Origin of the sequence: Streptomyces sp. S3(2020) (genome assembly GCF_013044505.1) — a bacterium.
Lineage (GTDB): Bacteria > Actinomycetota > Actinomycetes > Streptomycetales > Streptomycetaceae > Streptomyces.
On the sequence record NZ_JABERD010000206.1, the window covers coordinates 1 to 17,206 of the forward strand.

Genomic DNA, 17,206 nt, shown 5'->3' on the forward strand with positions numbered 1-17,206 from the left:
TTCTCTGTTCGGTTCTCCTTCTTTTTTTTTTTTTTCAAACAGAAGACGCCTTCCGCGTTGCTCATGTTTCTCTTGGCCTCGTATATGTTTATAGGGGCCAGTTGGTGGCGTTGGGGCTGAAGGCTGCGGACGGTGGGTGGGGGTGTGTCTAGGGTTGTGGCATGTCCGACACAGTGGAGTTCGACCTTGACGCGTATCTCGGCCGGATCGGGTGGGGAGGGGAGCGGGTCGCCGATGTGGCGACTCTGCGGGGTGTGCATCTCGCGCACTCGCGGGGCATCCCCTACGAGAACCTCGACGCCGTCAACCGCACGGCTCCGTCGCTCGCCGTCGGTGATCTGCTGGACAAGCTGGTCCGTAGCCGGCGCGGGGGCTACTGCTACGAGCACAACATCCTGTTCCTGCACGCGCTGGAGGCGCTGGGCTTCGGGGTGACCAGGCTGGCGGCGCGGGTTCTGGTGGGCGCGGACGGTTCGGCGAGCTCGGGTCGTCCGCGGACCCATATGACCCTGCTGGTGGAGGTGCCGGGGGAGACCCGGCCCTATCTCGCCGACGTCGGCTTCGCGGCGATCGGCGCGCTGCTGGAACCGGTGCCGCTGGTGGCGGGCGTCGAGTTCGAGGGTGCGGGGCGGCGGCACCGGCTGGTGCGGGTGGCACATCAGGGGCCCCTGGACCTGTGGGTTCTGGAGACCTATGTGCCGGGCTCGGAGTGGGGGGCCGGCTGGCGGCGGCAGTACAACTTCACGCTGGACCCCGCCGAGAGGCCCGACTTCGAGGTGGCCAACTGGTACGTCGCCACACACCCGCGCTCCCCCTTCGTGCAGCGGCGGTTCGTGCAGCGGCTCAGCGGCGACCAGCATGTCCTGCTGCTCGGCCAGGAGCTGACCGTGACATCACCCGACGGCACGGTCAGCAAGCGGGAGGTCTCCGAGGAGGAGGTCGCGCGGCTGCTGGACGAGGAGTTCGGGATCGACGTCCCTCAGTCCCACCAGAAGGACCAGGCCGGCTGATCGAGCAACTCGCGTTCGGCGTAGGCCTCCAGTTCCTTCGGGATCGTGTCGCCGCCCTGCCAGAGGTTGTCCGGGCAGAACGCGAAGTGCTCGGCGGCCAGCGCCCGCGCCTCGGCGAGTGTCGTGGGCGGGGCCGCCACGGAGAGCCGTAGATGGTCGAAGCCGAGCGCCACGACCCGTATGCCGAAGCGGTCCTCCCAGGAGCGGAGCACCGCGCTGAGACGGGCCGTGTCGTCGCCGTAGTTCACCGCGCCCATCCAGCCGATCGCCGTCGGGATGTCGGCGCTGCGCCGGGCCGGGACCAGGGCCAGGCGGGGCTCCTTGAGGGGGCCGCCGGCGGAGAGGAGGCCTTCGGCGATGCCGGTGGCCGTCGCGTCCGGGTCGGCCCCGGCGGCGGTCGCCTCCGCGAGGCCCGGCCAGTCGCCGGCCTCCTCCGCGCAGCACTCCTCCCAGAAGTCGGCCAGCACCTCCTCCGCGTCATGATCACCGGGGTACGACACCTCCGCCGGTGCCAACTCCCACTCCTCCGGGCCGCCATGGCCCCCTCCGATGTCCAGGACCACCGGGAGCAGGCCGTGCGCGCGGGGCGCCTGCTGGAGGGCGGACCAGGCGGCCGGGGTCGCCCGGTCGTCGCCCAGCCAGAGCAGCGGCTCGTGCCACGGCCCCTCGTCGGTCGTGTCGATCAGCTTGCCCGGCGGGAGGCCGAGGCCGAGGGAGGCCAGCCTCGGCAGCGGGTTGGGAAGCGTTGCCATGCCGACGACTGTAGGGGCAGCCACTGACAACGACCGCGGCACCCGAAGATCTTGCGGGACGCGGTTCACGCGGGGCGTACGGGGCGGCTCTTACATGCGAAGGGGCTCGCGGTCGGCGCGGACCCGGAGGACGGGAGCAGCGGATGGACCCGGGCACGGCGTCGGTCGTCACCGCACTGGCGGGGCTGGGAATTCACGTAGTCACCTTGATCCGTGAGGAGTTGAGGCTACGGTGGGCCGAGCGTCGGGAGCGGGAACGGGCGGCGCGCTGCCAGTGCGCCTCGGACGGGAGGGAGACGGCGTGACGGAGCCGGGCCCGCGGGAGGACGACTCCAGGGAGCCGCTGCCGGTGGGCGGCGCCGGGGAAGGCGTTCCGGCGGAGGGCGCTCCGGCGGTAGAAGGCGTCGCGCAGCCCTCGTACGGCCTGTCTCCCGAGGACGAGGAGGCGTTCAGCCACTTCTACCGCGCCTACGTGCCCAGGCTCACCGCGTATCTCGTCTACCAGGGCGCCCCCGTGGACCGGGCCGGGGAATTCGTGCAGGACACGATGGTCAAGGCCTACCGCTCCTGGCACGAGATCAGGTCGCACAGGAGCTGGGCCTACACGGTCGCCTACCGGGAGTTCGTCCGCCACGCCACGCGCGTGGAGGAGCCCGTCGAGGAAGTACCCGAGTCCACGACCCTCCTGTGCCGACCCGAGGCGACAGAGTCCTGGTTACAGGAACAGGAGATCGTCCAGGTCCTACGGAGCCTGCCCGCACGGCAACGGCAGGTGCTGGCCCTCATGCTGGACGGGTGGAAACCGGCCGAGATCGCCAAGCTGATCGGGATCGAGGGCGCGGCGGTACGGTCGAACCTGTTCAAGGCGCGCAAGGCGGTCGCCCAGCATCTCGCGCGGCGGGAGGAGGACTGATGGCCGACGAGTGGCTCTCCCGTGAGCACGGGGAGTTCCGCCTCGGGCTCGCCCGGTTCCTCGATCCCGACGCCGGATTGAGCGAGGTGCGGGCGCAGGCCGGCGGGCACGAGGACGTGGTCCGTGGTCTGGGGCTGGTGCTGGACGTCGAGGGCGGGCTGGCGAGCATCCTCCATGCCGAGGACGAGGCGGACTCCGGGGACCTCGCGGACCGGGAGTGGATGCCGGAGGCCGACGTCGCCGAGGCCCTGCGCGCCCTCCCCGCGCGACAGCGGCTGGCCGCGCGCAAGGATCCCGCGATCGCCGCCTGCGTCAGCGGCGAACTCCTCGTCCGGGCACTGGAGTTGCTCGACGACCTCGTCCGGGAGGAGAAGCGGCTGGGGGCCGGCGAGGCTTTCCCCGCCCCCTACGCCCGGCGTTTCGCCGACCTCGCCCGGGACTACGCCCGCGCCCGCAGGTTCGCGCTGGCGGAGCCGCCCGCGCTGACCCTCCCCGCCGCCCTCAACCTCGCCGCGGTCTTCGCCCGCACCTTCGAACACGACCTCGGCGAGGCCCGCCGCCCCCGCGACGACGCCCACGCCCTCACCGACACCCTCGACGCCGCCGCCCGCGCCCGGGACCCCGAACGCGTCCGCGCCTACGACCTGGTCGCCCGCCCGCTCGCCGACAGCCTCGTCCGCGACGCCGGCCGCCGTCTCCACCTCCCGACCACGGACGGTCTTGTCGCCGCGCTGCTCGACGGCACGCTGGACGACTTCACCGACGCGGACCTCACCGGCGTGAACCCGAACGACCCCGGACTCAACGGCATCCAGTGGTCGGAGACCGGCACGCGCTGGCCACCCGGCACGGACATCGAGGCCCTGCGGAACCGGTCCGAGGAGGTCTCGCCGTACGCCCGCGTCTATGTGCTCGGACGGCGTCCGCAGGGAAACGCGCGGGCAAGTACGGGAGTTGGCGTCTAGGGTCCGTCGACGGGGTGTTCGAACTAGGCGGTGGTCGCGATGAACGCGGACCATGCGGTGGCGGCGACCTGGAGGGTCGGGCCGGTGGGGTTCTTGGAGTCGCGGACGTGGATGGTGTGGGGCCGGGTGGCGATCTCGACGCACTCGCCGCCCTCGTCGCTGCTGTACGTCGACTTGAACCACTGAAGTGCCTCGGTGCTCATTGCTCTCCTAGCAGACGGTCCAGCAGGCCTTTCGACTCCAAGGGGGACAGGGCCTGTGCTCGCAGCATCGCATACTTGCGCGCGAGCCTGGACACCTCATCTGCGTCGGAAACCCACTGGCTGCCGCGTTGCCCCTCGATGTAGGCCAAGTGCTGGTGGTCGGGCGTCTCCAGGAGGATGAAGGGGCCTGCCAGCCCTGCATGAGAGGGGCTGACCGTTGGCAGGAACTGGAGTGACACGCAGGGGAGTTCTGCGCAGAAGCGTAGATGGCGAAGCTGTTCCGCGCGGACCTCCGGACCTCCGATGCCCAGATGTAGCACGGACTCCCAGATGACGAAGCTGAGCGTGGGTGGGCTCTTGCGATGCAAGATCTCCTGTCGCTCCATCCGCGCCACCGTTTTCGGCTCGATCTCTTCCTCCTCGTACGCCGGAACTCGCTCTCGGAGGACGACTTCCGCGTACTCCCGCGTCTGAAGCAGGCCCGGCAGCACCTGGTTGGCATAGAGGGACAGCGCGATCGCCTCCCGCTCATGCTCCATGTACAGCTCCGCCCACATCGGGAACTGGTCGATCTCCGGCAGGTTGGCCACACCCACCGACAGCATCCCCTTGGTCTGGAGGATCTCGTCCAGGAGGGCGGCCAGGTCCGGTTTCAGGGACCTTCTGCCCTGCTCGATCGAGGCGATCGTCTCCTCGTCGACCTTGACCAGTGCGGCCAGGGCATTCTGGGTGTAGCCCATCGCGCGGCGGGCCGCGGCCAGTTGCTTGCCCAGCATCTTCATGGAGGTCAGGTTCTTCGGCCGCGGTGGCTTCTTCGCGCTCATGTCGGTCTCAATCCCCCAGGGCACAGGTACGTCACCGGGTGAGAGCCCGTACAAAAATTCCGTACGGGTTCACTCGCTGATCCACGCCAGTGACTCTGCGCGACATTCGTCCCGTGAATGAGCAGAGCCAACTCGCCGTCCAGCGCGACCAGTTCTATCGCCGCGACCGCCGTTCTGTGTCCGCCGCCAGGCGGTTCGCGCGGTGGTCCCTCGTCCACTGGGGGCTGGCGACGTGGGAGCGGGCCGATGATGTGTTGCTGTGTGTGAGCGAGTTGGCGACCAACGCACTCCTGCACGGGGCGCCGCCCGGACGGGGGTTCCTGCTGCGGGTGCGGTACGACGGTGACGTACTGCGGGTGGAGGTGCACGACAGCGGGGGCGGTGAGCCGTGTGTCGCGGACGAGGCCGACGAGGGTGGGCGTGGGCTGTTTCTCGTCGCCGCGCTCGCCGACAAGTGGGGGGTGGGACAGCGGGACCCCGGCAAGGTGGTGTGGTGCGAGTTCGTCCACCCTGCCGGGGCCTGTCCGAGTAACTAGCTCAGAGCTTCTCGGGGGTCCTGATGCCCAGTAGGGCCATGCCCTGGTGGAGGGTGCGGGCGGTCAGGTCGCAGAGGAAGAGGCGGTTCTCCTTCTGCGCCTCCGTGTCGGCCTTCAGCACCGGGCACTTGTCGTAGAACGACGTGTACAGCGACGCCAGTTGGTACAGGTACGCGGCCAGCTTGTGCGGGGCGTACTCCGCGGCCGCCTCGAAGACCGTGTCACCGAAGGCGTCCAGGTGCAGGCCCATCGCCCGCTCCGCCGCGTGCAGTTCGAGCTCCGGGTGCGCGGCGGGCGCCACCGCCTCCGCCTTGCGCAGGATCGACTGGATACGGGCGTACGCGTACTGGAGGTAGACCGAGGTGTCGCCGTTCAGCGAGACCATCTGGTCCAGGTCGAACTTGTAGTCCCGGCTCGGCGACGTCGACAGGTCGGCGTACTTCACGGCACCGATACCGACCTGCGCCGCCCGCTCCAGGATCTCGGCCTCGCTGAGATCCTGCGCCTTCTCCCGTACGACCTCTGCGGCCCGCTCGACGGCCTCGTCCAGGAGGTCCTCCAGCTTGACCGTCTCGCCCTCACGCGTCTTGAACGGCTTGCCGTCCGCGCCCAGCACCGTGCCGTAGCCCATGTTGTGCGCGGTGACCTCGTCGGTCAGCCAGCCGGCGCGGCGGGCCGCCTCGAAGACCATCTTGAAGTGCAGCGACTGGCGTACGTCCACGACGTAGAGGAGGGACGTGGCGTGCAGGTCGCCGACGCGGTCGCGGATCGCCGTCAGGTCGGAGGCCGCGTAGCCGAAGCCGCCGTCCGCCTTCTGCACGATCAGCGGGACCGGCTTGTCGTCCTTGCCGCGGATGTCGTCGAAGAAGACCACGAGCGCGCCGTCGGAGCGCTCCGCGACGCCCATCTCCTCCAGGAGGCGGGCGGTCTCGGGCATGCCGTCGTTGTACGCCGACTCGCCGACGATCTCGTCGTCGCGGATCTCCATGTCCAGCTTCTCGAAGACGGAGTAGAAGTAGACCTTCGACTCGTCGACGAACTGCTGCCACAGTCCGAGGGTCTCCTTGTCGCCGGACTGGAGGGCCACGACCCGCTTCCGGGCGCGCTCCTTGAACTCCTCGTCCGCGTCGAAGACCGCGCGCGACGCCTTGTACACCCGGTTCAGGTTCGACATGGCCTGCTCGCCGTCGACGTCCTCGGCCGGGGCCAGCTCGCCGGGGTGCTCGAACAGGTACTGGATGAGCATGCCGAACTGGGTGCCCCAGTCGCCGATGTGGTGGCGGCCGATCGTCTGCTCGCCGGTGAAGTCGAGCATGGAGCGGAGAGCGTCGCCGATCACCGCGGAGCGCAGGTGGCCTACGTGCATCTCCTTGGCCACGTTCGGCTGGGCGTAGTCGACGACCGTGATGCCGGGGTTCGTCTTCGGCGGGACGCCCAGGCGGGCGGGGTCGGCGTAGCGGTCGGCGAGGTTCTCGATGATCGCCTTGTCGGAGATCGTGATGTTGAGGAAGCCGGGGCCGGAGACCTCGATGTCCTTGATCACGCCACCGGTGGTGATGTTCGCGACGACCTGTGTGGCCAGCTCCCGAGGGTTGGCCTTGGCCTTCTTGGCGAGGGCGAGGATGCCGTTGGCCTGGTAGTCGGCCCGGTCGCTTCGGCGCAGCAGGGGGTCCACGGCGGCCTCCGGCACGGTGGCGGAGATCGCGGACGTGAGCTGCTGTGCGACGGAGGCGCTGAGGGACTTGACCGGGGCCATGGGGTGGGAGCCGTTCTCCTCGTGGGTTTTACAGACCCGGTCAGTATCCCACGGGGTCGCAAAGGGGTTTTTCCGTCTCGTGGCCGGGTGCGGGGCGGTGGGGCCTGGTCGCGCAGTTCCCCGCGCCCCTTGTAGGCGGCTGCGCCGCCTAAACTGGAGGTGCGGCTGTTGACCGTACGGCTGCCCCTGGAGAAAGAAGGACGTGCCCCGTGGCTCAGAGCACCGAGACCACCGACTGGGTCTCCCGTTTCGCGGATGAGGTCATCGAGGAGTCGGAGCGTCGGGCCCCGGGCAAACCGGTCGTCGTCGCGTCCGGGCTTTCGCCCTCCGGGCCGATCCACCTCGGGAACCTGCGCGAGGTCATGACCCCGCACCTGGTCGCCGACGAGATCCGGCGCCGGGGGCTTCAGGTCCGGCATCTGATCTCCTGGGACGACTACGACCGCTACCGCAAGGTGCCGGCCGGTATCGCGGGCATCGACGACTCCTGGGCCGAGCACATCGGCAAGCCGCTGACCTCCGTGCCCGCGCCGAAGGGGTCCGCGTACCCGAACTGGGCCGAGCACTTCAAGGCCGCCATGGTCGAGGCGCTCGCCGAGCTGGGCGTGGAGTTCGACGGGATCAGCCAGACCGCGCAGTACACCTCCGGTGTGTACCGCGAGCAGATCCTGCACGCCGTCAAGCACCGCGGCGACATCGACGCGATCCTCGACCAGTACCGGACCAAGAAGGCCCCCGCCAAGAAGCAGCAGTCGCAGAAGCCCCTCGACGAGGCCGAGCTCGAAGCCGCCGAAGGCTCCGGTGCCGCCGCCGAGGACGACGGCTCGTCCGGCGCCGCCGGGTACTTCCCGTACAAGCCGTACTGCGGCAACTGCGAGAAGGACCTGACGACCGTCACCGCGTACGACGACGACAGCACCGAGCTGACGTACACCTGCGACCTCTGCGGCTTCTCCGAGACCGTACGGCTCAACGAGTTCAACCGCGGCAAGCTGGTCTGGAAGGTCGACTGGCCCATGCGGTGGGCGTACGAGGGGGTCGTGTTCGAGCCCTCCGGTGTCGACCACTCGTCCCCGGGGTCCTCCTTCCAGGTCGGCGGGCAGATCGTCGGGATCTTCGGCGGGAAGCAGCCCATCGGGCCCATGTACGCCTTCGTGGGGATCTCCGGGATGGCGAAGATGTCGTCGTCCAAGGGCGGCGTGCCCACGCCCGGCGACGCGCTCCAGATCATGGAGCCGCAGCTGCTGCGGTGGCTCTACGCCCGGCGCCGCCCCAACCAGTCCTTCAAGATCGCCTTCGACCAGGAGATCCAGCGGCTCTACGACGAGTGGGACAAGCTGGACGCCAAGGTCGCGGACGGGTCCGCCCTCCCGGCCGACATCGCCGCACACGCGCGTGCGGTGCGGACGGCCGAGGGCGAGCTGCCCCGTACCGCGCGGCCGATGCCGTACCGGACCCTCGCGTCCGTCGCGGACATCACCGCCGGGCACGCGGACCAGGCGCTGCGGATCCTGTCCGAGCTCGACCCTGCGAACCCCCTGGGCTCGCTGGACGAGGCCCGGCCCCGGTACGACAAGGCCGAGGCCTGGATCAACACGCACGTTCCCGCCGACCAGCGGACCATCGTGCGCGACGAGGCGGACGTCGAACTGCTGAAGTCCCTCGACGAGGCCTCCACGGAGTCCCTGCGGCTGCTGGCCGACGGGCTCGCCGAGCACTGGTCGCTCGACGGACTGACCCACCTCGTCTACGGCGTGCCCAAGGTGCAGGCCGGGTTCTCCGCCGACGCGACACCCAAGGAGCTGCCCGCGGAGATCAAGACCGCACAGCGGACCTTCTTCGCGCTGCTCTACCACCTGCTGGTCGGGCGCGACACCGGTCCGCGACTGCCCACGCTGCTGCTGGCCGTGGGGCAGGAGCGGGTGCGGACCCTGCTCGGGGCGTAACAGCAGGTTCTACGACGATGGGGGCGCCCGGTGCTGAACCGGGCGCCCCCATCGTCGTACGGGATCGTGCCTACGCGATGTGATCCTCTTCCAGCTCCGCGTTGTAGCGGTTCGTGAAGCGGTTGACCATGCGCTTGGACTCGTCCGGCGCGAGCATGAGGCTGAACTCCGCCTCCACGTTCTCGCTGAACTCACGCGGGGTCGGGTAGCCGGTACCGCTTATCGACTTCTTGAAGACCTGGTAGTACGACTCCTCGTCCGGCTCCGGGCTGCCGCCGCCCTCGCCGAGCTCCCGCGTGCGGCTGGGGCCCACCGGGATGGGGAAGCTGCCCGTCTCCTCCGAAGAGGGCTCCTCGTAGACCGGCTGTTGCTGTTGCTGGTACTGCTCGGCCTGCTGCTGCTCCGCGTACCACTGGGCGTACTGGGCCGGGTCGTACGCCGGGTCGTAGTCGCCCTGGTACTCGATCTGCTGCGGCGTGTTGAACCAGGGGCTCTCTTCCGGCACCTCCTGGTACTGCTCCGCCACGGGAGCCACCGCCTGCTGCGGGACGGGCGCGGCCTCGACAGCCCGCTGCGCCACCGGCGCCTCGACCTGCGGTGCCGCCATCGGCACCGGCGCCGGAGGGAGCACCGCCGGCTCGATGCCCGCCGCCGCCAGGCCCGCCGGAGCCGTCTCCGCCAACGGAACCCCGTACCGCGCGAGCCTCAGCGGCATCAGGGACTCCACCGGAGCCTTCCGCCGCCAGGCACGGCCGAAGCGGGACCTCAGCCTCGCCTGGTACACCAGACGTTCCTGCTCCAGCTTGATGACCTGCTCGTAGGAGCGGAGCTCCCAGAGCTTCATGCGGCGCCACAGCAGGAACGTGGGCAGCGGGGAGAGCAGCCAGCGGGTGAGGCGGACACCCTCCATGTGCTTGTCCGCCGTGATGTCCGCGATACGGCCGATCGCGTGGCGGGCCGCCTCCACCGAGACCACGAACAGGATCGGGATCACCGCGTGCATGCCCACACCGAGCGGATCCGGCCACGCGGCCGCGCCGTTGAAGGCGATCGTCGCCGCCGTCAGGAGCCACGCCGTCTGACGCAGCAACGGGAACGGGATACGGATCCAGGTGAGGAGGAGGTCCAGGGCCAGCAGGACACAGATGCCCGCGTCGATGCCGATCGGGAAGACGTAACTGAAGTTCCCGAAGCCCTTTTGGATGGCGAGTTCACGGACGGCCGCGTACGACCCCGCGAAGCCGATACCGGCGATGATCACGGCGCCGAACACGACGACGCCGATGAGAACGCGGTGCGTCCGGGTCAACTGCACTGGCGCGGCCACCCGTGATCCCCTCCCCTTGCGTGTTGTTGCGCGCAACAGAGTGGCACATGTGTGCGGCGCACGGGTGGCCGGTAGGGGCTGTCAGCCCCTGTTCAGCTCTTCTTCGCAGTCGACTTGGACGGAGATGTGGACTTCGACGTAGACGTCGAGGGGGACTTGGACGCCGACTTCGACGGGGACGGGCTCGCCGCGCCCCCCGTGCCCGTGCCGCCGCCCGAGTTCGCCTTCGTCACCGAGGCCACCGCCTCCTTGGCCGCCGTCTTCACCAGCTTGGCGAGAGTGTCGGCGCTCGGCGTCTTCTCACCGGCCAGACCCGCACCGTTGTAGTCGACGGTCACGACGACGTTCTCGACACGCGTGACCAGCGTCTGCTGCTTGAAGGAGCCTTCCTTTTTCTTCAGGTCGTACGTCACCAGCGTCGCCGCCTCGCCCGTACCGGTGACCGGCGCCGCCTTGGCGTTCTTCGCACCGTCCACCGCCTGCGCGTCCTGGACCTGCTTGTCGAAGTACTCCTGCGCCAGCTTGTCGCCCTCGCCACGCGTGACGTCCGAGTCGAAACGCAGCAACGAGACGTTCAGCCAGCGGAACTGGGAGCCCTTGACGCCGTTGTTGTCCAGGCTCGACCACGAGCAGCTGCCCCGCGTCTTGATGTCATCCGACTTGCCCTGCTTGCCGGACTTCGACGCCTTCGGTACGAGATCGCCCAACGTGCCCTTGGACAGGGTGTCGCACGCGTCGGGAAGCGAGGTGTACGTCGCCGCCTGCACGGTCGGCGACGCGCTGACGGAGGCCGAGGTCTCGGAGCTCTTGTCGCCACCGGCGTCGTCCGAACCGGAGTCCGAGGAACAGCCGGCCGCCACCAGCATCACCGGGACTGCCGCCGCGCCGAGAAGTACGTGGCTCAGACGCTTCGCTCGCCGGCCACCCTGGTCTCGCTGTGCTGCTCGCTGCATGGTTCCTTCACTCATGACGCTGCTCGTGCTCCTGCGGTCGGATCGGGTCCGAGGGGCCACCGTACGCGGTGAGACAGCTGTGCGGCTCTGGTTCACCCGCTTTGCCGAGGCGCCCGGGCGGCCCTCAACCCGCCAGCGCGTCCGCCAGCCGAGAGGCCAGTTCCCTTGCCCTGTCCTGCATTTCCTCACTGTCCGGCACCACACCGACCGTCGCCGGCTGCTCCTCGTACACGACCGTCACGATCACATTGGACGTGCGGAACGCCACAGTCACCGTGCGCTGCTGAGCCGTCGAACCCGAGCTGCTGAGCGCGTCGTCCAGGAACGCCTCGTCGCCGAGATCGTCGAGCAGCCGGGGCTGGAGATCGGTGGGAGTGGCGCTCGGAGAGGTGCTGGAAGAAGAGGAAGAAGACGAGGAAGGGGATGAACTCGGGCTGGAGCTCTCGGTGCTCGCATCGGACGTGCTCGCGTCGGACGTGCTCGACTCGGAGTCCGTGGGTTCCGGGAGGTCGGCGGCCTCCTGCATCCTCGCGAACAGCGTCTCCGCCTGACTGTCGTCGCTCACGGCGTTGTCGTACGACACCACCCGCTCCAGATCCACGAGCAGACGGTCCGTCGCGTCCGTCGACTCGACCTTCCAACGGCAGCCGACCTTGCGGTCCGTGTCGAACGTGACCGTCGGCTCGCCCTCGTACGCCTTCTCGCGCTGCGCCTCGTCCGTGATCTGCGGGATGCCGGGCAGCAGCGCGTCGAGGGTGCTCTGGCCGACCGCGCCGCAGGGCTCCGGGAGGGTGCGGTAGCGGCCGGGTTCGGCGGCGGCGGACGCGGTGCCGGCGTCGCCGGGGTTGGCGTCGTCCGTGGTGCCGCCGTCGTCCGAGCCGCTGGTGCAGCCGGCCAGCAACGCCACGAGGAGCGCCGCGACGCCGGGTACGTACGCCTTCCGCTGCACGGTCGGCTCCTCTTCATCGCTGGTTAATGGGTTGCTGGGCGCGGGTGGCCCCTGGGCACCATGTGTATCGCACGCACAGCCGTGGACGCCGGTCCGCTGTCCCATTCGTTGATCTTGGCGCCGGTTTTGCGATTTGAGGCTTTTACATAATTCCGGGGGAATGAGGACGATATGTCGTACGTAGAGATGCCGGGTGCGAAGGTACCCATCCGTATGTGGGCCGACCCGGCGTCGGTCGAGGACGTGGCGCTCCAGCAGCTGCGCAACGTCGCGACCCTGCCGTGGATCAAGGGACTGGCGGTCATGCCGGACGTCCACTACGGGAAGGGGGCGACGGTCGGGTCGGTCATCGCCATGCAGGGCGCTGTGTGTCCTGCGGCGGTGGGGGTGGACATCGGGTGCGGGATGTCGGCGGTCAAGACGTCCCTGACCGCGAATGATCTGCCGGGGGATCTGTCTCGGCTGCGGTCGAAGATCGAGCAGGCCATTCCGGTGGGGCGGGGGATGCATGACTCCGCTGTTGAGCCCGGGCGGTTCCATGGGTTCGGTACGGCCGGGTGGGACGATTTCTGGGGGCGGTTTGACGGGGTCGCTGAAGCGGTCAAGTTCCGTCATGAGCGTGCCGGAAAGCAGATGGGAACGCTTGGATCCGGAAACCACTTCGTCGAAGTGTGCACGGATACGACCGGTTCCGTTTGGCTGATGCTCCACTCCGGCTCCCGGAACATCGGCAAGGAACTGGCCGAGCACCACATCGGCATCGCTCAGAACCTTCCGCACAACCAGGGTCTGGTCGACCGCGATCTCGCCGTCTTCATCGCGGACACCCCGCAGATGGCGGCGTACCGCAACGACCTCTTCTGGGCGCAGGAGTACGCGAAGTACAACCGCACGATCATGATGGCGCTCCTCAAGGACGTGATCCGCAAGGAGTTCAAGAAGGCGAAGCCGACCTTCGAGCCGGAGATCAGCGCTCATCACAACTACGTCGCGGAGGAGCGGTACGACGGGATGGACCTGCTCGTGACCCGCAAGGGCGCGATCCGGGCCGGTTCCGGCGAGTTCGGCATCATCCCGGGCTCCATGGGCACGGGGTCGTACATCGTGAAGGGCCTCGGCAACGAGAAGGCCTTCAACTCGGCCTCGCACGGGGCGGGTCGGCGCATGAGCCGCAACGCGGCCAAGCGGCGCTTCTCGACGAAGGACCTGGAGGAGCAGACGCGGGGCGTGGAGTGCCGTAAGGACTCCGGCGTCGTGGACGAGATCCCGGGTGCGTACAAGTCGATCGACCAGGTCATCGACCAGCAGCGGGACCTGGTGGAGGTCGTGGCCAAGCTGAAGCAGGTCGTCTGCGTGAAGGGCTGACGCAAGGGCCCGAGCCGCTGTGGCTCGGGCCCTTCGCCATGTCACCGCAGCGGCTTCTCCAGCAGGGTCACCGCGTACGGGCTGCCCAAGCCGCCGTCTTTTGCGGGCTGTTCGCCGACGACCGTGTAGCCCGCTGACTCGTAGTAGGTGCGGAGGCGGGGGTTGGTGGAGAGGCAGTCCAGGCGGGCGTAGGGGAGGGCTGCTTCGGTGATGCGGGATTCGGCGTGGGTGAGCAGGGCGCGGCCGGTGCCGGGGGGTGCCAGGTGAGGGGTGGTCATCAGGCGGTGGATGTAGCCGGCGTCGGTGGGGCGGGGGCCCCAGGCGGCCTCGTCGGTCCACCAGAGTTCGTAGGCGCCCGCCAGGTGGTCGCCCGTGCGCGCCAGCCAGACCTCGCCCTCTTCCATGCGCTTCAGGAAGTGGGCCTCGTCCTTTTCCGACGGCTTCCACTGGTCGATTCCCCGGGCCAGCATCCACAGGGCGACCGAGTCGCGGAGGCGGACCAGGGTGGGGGCGTCCCGCGGGGTTGCCCGGCGGTAGGTGAGGGGCTGCCAGGTGGACGGCGTCGGTTCCAGGAGGTGCTCGCGCAGGCGTGCCGAGAGTGCCCCCGCGTCCATGCCCAGGGCCTCGGTCACGTAGCCCTCCACCGAGCCGTATCTCGCGTTGAGCGCCTCCAGGAACAGCCGCATCACCGACTCGGGCGCGCGGGCGAAGCCGGGCCAGGTCGGGGAGCGGCCCTCGTTCCTCGCCCGCCAGTCCGCGAGCAGGGCCGGGGTCGCCAGTTCCGTGAGGCTGAAGTCCTCGATGACGGTTGGCTCGTCGACGCCGAGCAACGACAGGATCAGGGCCGCCAGTTCGCCCGTGCGGTCCTTGCCGGAGGCGCAGTGGAAGGCCAGGGGGGTGTCCGATTCGGCTGACGCCGCCACCAGTTCCAGGGCCTGGCGGATTTCCTTCGTGCCGTCCTCGGCGACTTCCATGAAGCGTTCGGCGAGGTAGGGGCCGGGGTCGATGTCGGGGCCCAACGCCGCCTGGTCGTACGGGCGGTGCTCGACGCTGAGGTTGACGTACTCGAACGACGGGTGGGCCGGGACACGGCCCCTCGCCTCGATCTCCCAGTCGTGGCGGAGGTCGATCACCGTGCCGATCCCCAGGGACAGGAAACGACTCCAGTCCGCGGTGCCCTCGGCCAGTCTGCCGAGGGAGTCCGCGCGGTAGAGCCGGCCCGCGCGGACGCGCCGGCCGTCGGTCGCCCGGTAGCCGCCCAGGTCGCGGAAGTTACGCAAGGTCTCGAAGCGCACATGTCTGTCCACGGACAGCGACCCTACTTCGCGTGCGTCACGGCGTAGATCATCACGAAGGCCACGATGTGGATGCCGAAGGCACCCCTACAGCTCCCTGTGGACCTTCGTGTTCGACGCCTGCGCGCGGGGGCGCAGGACCAGGAGGTCCACGTTGACGTGGTGGGGGCGGGTGACGGCCCAGGTGATCGTCTCCGCGACGTCGTCGGCCGTCAGGGGCTCGGCGACACCCTCGTAGACCTTCTCCGCCTTCTCCTTGTCGCCGCCGAAGCGGGTCACGGCGAACTCGTCCGTCTTCACCATGCCGGGCGCGATCTCGATGACACGGACCGGCCGGCCCACGATCTCCAGGCGGAGCGTCTCGGCGAGGACGTGGGCGCCGTGCTTGGCGGCGACGTAACCACCGCCGCCCTCGTAGGTGCCGTGGCCGGCGGTGGAGGAGACGACGACCACCGTGCCGTCGCCGCTCGCGACCAGCTTGGGCAGGAGGGCCTGGGTGACGTTCAGGGTGCCGAGGACGTTCGTCTCGTACATCGAGCGCCAGTCGGCCGGGTCGCCGGTCGCGACCGGGTCGGCGCCGAGCGCGCCGCCCGCGTTGTTGACCAGGACGCCGATGGTCCGGAAGGCCGACGCGAACTCGTCGACCGCGGCGCGGTCGGTGACGTCCAGCTGGTAGGCCGTGGCCTGGCCGCCGGACGCGGTGATCTCCGCCTCCAGGGCCTCGATGCGGTCCTTGCGGCGGGCGGTCAGGACGACGCGGTAGCCCGCGGCGGCGAGCTGTCGGGCCGTGGCGGCGCCGATTCCGCTGCTCGCACCGGTGACGACGGCGATGCGGGACGCTGCGCTGGGCATGGGCGGGAGCTCCTCGGGTCGGCGTTCGGGTGGCCTTCAGGCGACTTTCCCCAGGATAGGCGGCTCCCGTGATCCGCCCCGGGGTGGTCCGGATCGCGGGCCCGGTGAGACCATGGGGAGGGTGATCCTCCGGCACATCGAGGTGGATTATGGGTGAAGCGCGAGAGGTCATGGACCGGCTCACGGAGGCGCTGACCACGCACCCGGACATCAAGGCCGTCGGGGAGCTGTACGCGCAGGACGCGGTCGCGTACACCCCGGACGAGGGTGAGATCCATGGTCGGGACAACATCGTCGAGTACTGGCGGCAGATGACGGAGGCGGTGCCCGGCGCCAGGTTCGAGTCGTTGCACTCCTACGAGGCCGGTGACACGGCCATCGACGAGGGCATCTTCAGCGGGCGGAACACCGGTCCGATCCAGCTGCCCACCGGGGAGTCGCTCCCCGCGACACAGAAGGACGTCAGGATCCGCGGGGTGGACATCGCCACGGTGAAGGACGGCCGGATCGTGGACTACCGGCTCTACTTCGACGAGATGGAGTTCCTGGGGCAGCTCGGACTGCTGCCCGACGAGACGCCGTAGCGGCCGGCCCGCTCAGTCACCCCGCGGGGCCCACATGATCACCGCCATGCCCGCGAGGCAGACCAGTGCGCCCGTGACGTCCCAGCGGTCGGGTCGGTAGCCGTCCGCGACGGCGCCCCACAGGATCGAACCGGCGACGAAGATCCCGCCGTACGCGGCGAGGATGCGGCCGAAGTGGGCGTCGGGCTGGAAGGTGGCGACGAAACCGTAGGCGCCGAGGGCCAGCACGCCGCTGGCCGCCCACAGCCAGCCGCGGTGCTCCCGTACGCCCTGCCAGACCAGCCAGGCGCCGCCGATCTCGAAGAGCGCGGCGACGACGAAGAGGGCGGCGGAGCGGACGACGAGCATGCCGCGCAGCCTGCCATATGGGTCCACGTCACCTGGCCATATGGGTCCAGTCACCGGTTGGAGGGCACCTGTCGCCCGCTCCGCGTGGGATACATCCGAGGGTTTGGCCACGCTGGAGTGAGGAGTGCCGGTATGCGGGTTGTTGCTGTGTGCGTCGCGGCCGTGCTGGTGGTCGGCGGGGCGGTGCCGGGGGCTTTCGCGGGGGCGGAGACCTCCGCGGACGGGCCCGAGGCCGATCTGGCCTATCACGGTGCCGTCTCCATGGCCGCGGGTCAGGTCGAGGTGCGGTTCACGCCGCGGAACCACGGGCCGTCCGCGGTGCCCGACGCGACGGTGCGGCTGCGCTGGTCGGAGCCGCTGGCGAACCGGCAGCTGCTGCCGGACGGGTGCGCACGGCTGGGCCCGCGGGGGGTGCTGGGCCGGGTGGGCGCGCTGGCCGCGGACGGGCTGGGGGACCAGATCGGCCTGCGGCTGCGCCTGAGGGGCGAGCCGTCCGAGGCGCTGCTGGAGATCGACACGGTGTGGAGCGCCGGGGTGGTGGACCGCAACCGTGCGAACGATCGTCAGCGGGTGCTGGTTCTGGACACGGGAGACACGTACTACTTCTGACAGTGGGCCGGTGGACCGG

General features: G+C 69.5%; 18 protein-coding genes. 8 read left to right on the top strand and 10 right to left on the bottom strand.

Going from position 1 to position 17,206, the window contains the following annotated elements:
• Window positions 1-161: 161 nt before the first annotated feature.
• Window positions 162-1,010 carry an arylamine N-acetyltransferase gene (locus tag HLK59_RS39790; protein ID WP_171146524.1) on the top strand — a complete coding sequence of 283 codons (849 nt, stop codon included), beginning with the start codon at window positions 162-164 and terminating at the stop codon, window positions 1,008-1,010.
• Here HLK59_RS39790 and HLK59_RS39795 read toward each other — a convergent pair.
• Window positions 980-1,762 carry a DUF4253 domain-containing protein gene (locus tag HLK59_RS39795; protein ID WP_171146525.1) on the bottom strand — a complete coding sequence of 261 codons (783 nt, stop codon included), beginning with the start codon at window positions 1,760-1,762 and terminating at the stop codon, window positions 980-982. The two genes, HLK59_RS39790 and HLK59_RS39795, sit on opposite strands and share 31 nt — an antisense overlap.
• Window positions 1,763-2,063: 301 nt before the next feature.
• Here HLK59_RS39795 and HLK59_RS39800 point away from each other — a divergent pair, with 301 nt between their 5' ends.
• Both HLK59_RS39800 and HLK59_RS39805 read left to right on the top strand, forming a co-directional pair.
• Window positions 2,064-2,675, top strand: a complete 612-nt coding sequence (locus HLK59_RS39800) for an RNA polymerase sigma factor (protein WP_346779920.1) — start codon at window positions 2,064-2,066, stop codon at window positions 2,673-2,675.
• A complete protein-coding gene (locus HLK59_RS39805) occupies window positions 2,675-3,640 on the top strand; it encodes a hypothetical protein (protein ID WP_171146526.1) in 966 nt (321 codons plus the stop codon). The genes HLK59_RS39800 and HLK59_RS39805 overlap by 1 nt, the downstream gene beginning before the upstream one ends.
• 23 nt (window positions 3,641-3,663) lie before the next feature.
• On the opposite strand, the gene HLK59_RS39810 is transcribed toward HLK59_RS39805, so the two are convergent.
• Window positions 3,664-3,843 (bottom strand): DUF397 domain-containing protein, encoded by a 180-nt coding sequence (locus HLK59_RS39810; protein ID WP_171146527.1) that lies wholly within the window; start codon window positions 3,841-3,843, stop codon window positions 3,664-3,666.
• Window positions 3,840-4,667: a helix-turn-helix transcriptional regulator gene (locus HLK59_RS39815; protein WP_171146528.1), complete on the bottom strand. Its 828-nt coding sequence runs from the start codon at window positions 4,665-4,667 to the stop codon at window positions 3,840-3,842. The genes HLK59_RS39810 and HLK59_RS39815 overlap by 4 nt, the downstream gene beginning before the upstream one ends.
• A 113-nt stretch (window positions 4,668-4,780) precedes the next feature.
• Between HLK59_RS39815 and HLK59_RS39820 the strand changes: the two genes are divergently transcribed.
• A complete protein-coding gene (locus HLK59_RS39820) occupies window positions 4,781-5,203 on the top strand; it encodes an ATP-binding protein (protein ID WP_171146529.1) in 423 nt (140 codons plus the stop codon).
• A 1-nt stretch (window position 5,204) separates the two neighbouring features.
• Here HLK59_RS39820 and argS read toward each other — a convergent pair whose 3' ends face one another.
• Complete coding sequence (argS, locus tag HLK59_RS39825; protein ID WP_171146530.1) at window positions 5,205-6,959, bottom strand: arginine--tRNA ligase; 1,755 nt, start codon at window positions 6,957-6,959, stop codon at window positions 5,205-5,207.
• 209 nt (window positions 6,960-7,168) lie between these two features.
• Here argS and lysS point away from each other — a divergent pair, with 209 nt between their 5' ends.
• Window positions 7,169-8,905, top strand: coding sequence for a lysine--tRNA ligase (gene lysS / locus HLK59_RS39830; RefSeq protein WP_171146531.1), 1,737 nt, complete (start codon window positions 7,169-7,171; stop codon window positions 8,903-8,905).
• 70 nt (window positions 8,906-8,975) lie between these two features.
• Here lysS and HLK59_RS39835 read toward each other — a convergent pair whose 3' ends face one another.
• The 3 genes from HLK59_RS39835 to HLK59_RS39845 form a co-directional block, all read right to left on the bottom strand.
• Window positions 8,976-10,232, bottom strand: coding sequence for a DUF2637 domain-containing protein (locus HLK59_RS39835; RefSeq protein ID WP_171146532.1), 1,257 nt, complete (start codon window positions 10,230-10,232; stop codon window positions 8,976-8,978).
• Window positions 10,233-10,324: 92 nt separating this feature from the next.
• Window positions 10,325-11,185 (bottom strand): DUF3558 domain-containing protein, encoded by an 861-nt coding sequence (locus HLK59_RS39840; protein ID WP_171146533.1) that lies wholly within the window; start codon window positions 11,183-11,185, stop codon window positions 10,325-10,327.
• 124 nt (window positions 11,186-11,309) lie between these two features.
• Entirely contained in the window at window positions 11,310-12,134 is an 825-nt protein-coding gene (locus HLK59_RS39845) for a DUF3558 domain-containing protein (protein ID WP_171146534.1), read from the bottom strand.
• Between the two features lie 171 nt (window positions 12,135-12,305).
• Between HLK59_RS39845 and HLK59_RS39850 the strand changes: the two genes are divergently transcribed.
• Window positions 12,306-13,499, top strand: a complete 1,194-nt coding sequence (locus HLK59_RS39850) for an RtcB family protein (protein WP_171146535.1) — start codon at window positions 12,306-12,308, stop codon at window positions 13,497-13,499.
• Window positions 13,500-13,540: 41 nt separating this feature from the next.
• Here the strand turns inward: HLK59_RS39850 and HLK59_RS39855 are convergent, their stop codons facing one another.
• Entirely contained in the window at window positions 13,541-14,806 is a 1,266-nt protein-coding gene (locus HLK59_RS39855) for a GNAT family N-acetyltransferase (RefSeq protein WP_171146536.1), read from the bottom strand.
• Between the two features lie 75 nt (window positions 14,807-14,881).
• Entirely contained in the window at window positions 14,882-15,646 is a 765-nt protein-coding gene (locus tag HLK59_RS39860; RefSeq protein WP_171146537.1) for an SDR family oxidoreductase, read from the bottom strand.
• Between the two features lie 149 nt (window positions 15,647-15,795).
• Between HLK59_RS39860 and HLK59_RS39865 the strand changes: the two genes are divergently transcribed.
• Window positions 15,796-16,230, top strand: a complete 435-nt coding sequence (locus tag HLK59_RS39865; RefSeq protein WP_171146538.1) for a nuclear transport factor 2 family protein — start codon at window positions 15,796-15,798, stop codon at window positions 16,228-16,230.
• Between the two features lie 12 nt (window positions 16,231-16,242).
• Here HLK59_RS39865 and HLK59_RS39870 read toward each other — a convergent pair whose 3' ends face one another.
• Window positions 16,243-16,578 carry a YnfA family protein gene (locus HLK59_RS39870; RefSeq protein WP_171146539.1) on the bottom strand — a complete coding sequence of 112 codons (336 nt, stop codon included), beginning with the start codon at window positions 16,576-16,578 and terminating at the stop codon, window positions 16,243-16,245.
• 132 nt (window positions 16,579-16,710) lie between these two features.
• Between HLK59_RS39870 and HLK59_RS39875 the strand changes: the two genes are divergently transcribed.
• A complete protein-coding gene (locus HLK59_RS39875) occupies window positions 16,711-17,187 on the top strand; it encodes a hypothetical protein (protein WP_171146540.1) in 477 nt (158 codons plus the stop codon).
• Window positions 17,188-17,206 lie beyond the last annotated feature (19 nt).

Excerpts from the sequence above, each read along its gene's own strand:
- HLK59_RS39870 (WP_171146539.1), bottom strand. The coding sequence starts at position 16,578 with ATGCTCGTCGTCCGCTCCGCCGCCCTCTTCGTCGTCGCCGCGCTCTTC.
- argS (WP_171146530.1), bottom strand. The coding sequence starts at position 6,959 with ATGGCCCCGGTCAAGTCCCTCAGCGCCTCCGTCGCACAGCAGCTCACG.
- HLK59_RS39810 (WP_171146527.1), bottom strand. The coding sequence starts at position 3,843 with ATGAGCACCGAGGCACTTCAGTGGTTCAAGTCGACGTACAGCAGCGAC.
- HLK59_RS39795 (WP_171146525.1), bottom strand. The coding sequence starts at position 1,762 with ATGGCAACGCTTCCCAACCCGCTGCCGAGGCTGGCCTCCCTCGGCCTC.
- HLK59_RS39815 (WP_171146528.1), bottom strand. The coding sequence starts at position 4,667 with ATGAGCGCGAAGAAGCCACCGCGGCCGAAGAACCTGACCTCCATGAAG.
- HLK59_RS39860 (WP_171146537.1), bottom strand. The coding sequence starts at position 15,646 with ATGCCCAGCGCAGCGTCCCGCATCGCCGTCGTCACCGGTGCGAGCAGC.
- HLK59_RS39840 (WP_171146533.1), bottom strand. The coding sequence starts at position 11,185 with ATGCAGCGAGCAGCACAGCGAGACCAGGGTGGCCGGCGAGCGAAGCGT.
- HLK59_RS39805 (WP_171146526.1), top strand. The coding sequence starts at position 2,675 with ATGGCCGACGAGTGGCTCTCCCGTGAGCACGGGGAGTTCCGCCTCGGG.
- HLK59_RS39850 (WP_171146535.1), top strand. The coding sequence starts at position 12,306 with ATGTCGTACGTAGAGATGCCGGGTGCGAAGGTACCCATCCGTATGTGG.
- HLK59_RS39875 (WP_171146540.1), top strand. The coding sequence starts at position 16,711 with ATGCGGGTTGTTGCTGTGTGCGTCGCGGCCGTGCTGGTGGTCGGCGGG.
- HLK59_RS39865 (WP_171146538.1), top strand. The coding sequence starts at position 15,796 with ATGGGTGAAGCGCGAGAGGTCATGGACCGGCTCACGGAGGCGCTGACC.
- HLK59_RS39790 (WP_171146524.1), top strand. The coding sequence starts at position 162 with ATGTCCGACACAGTGGAGTTCGACCTTGACGCGTATCTCGGCCGGATC.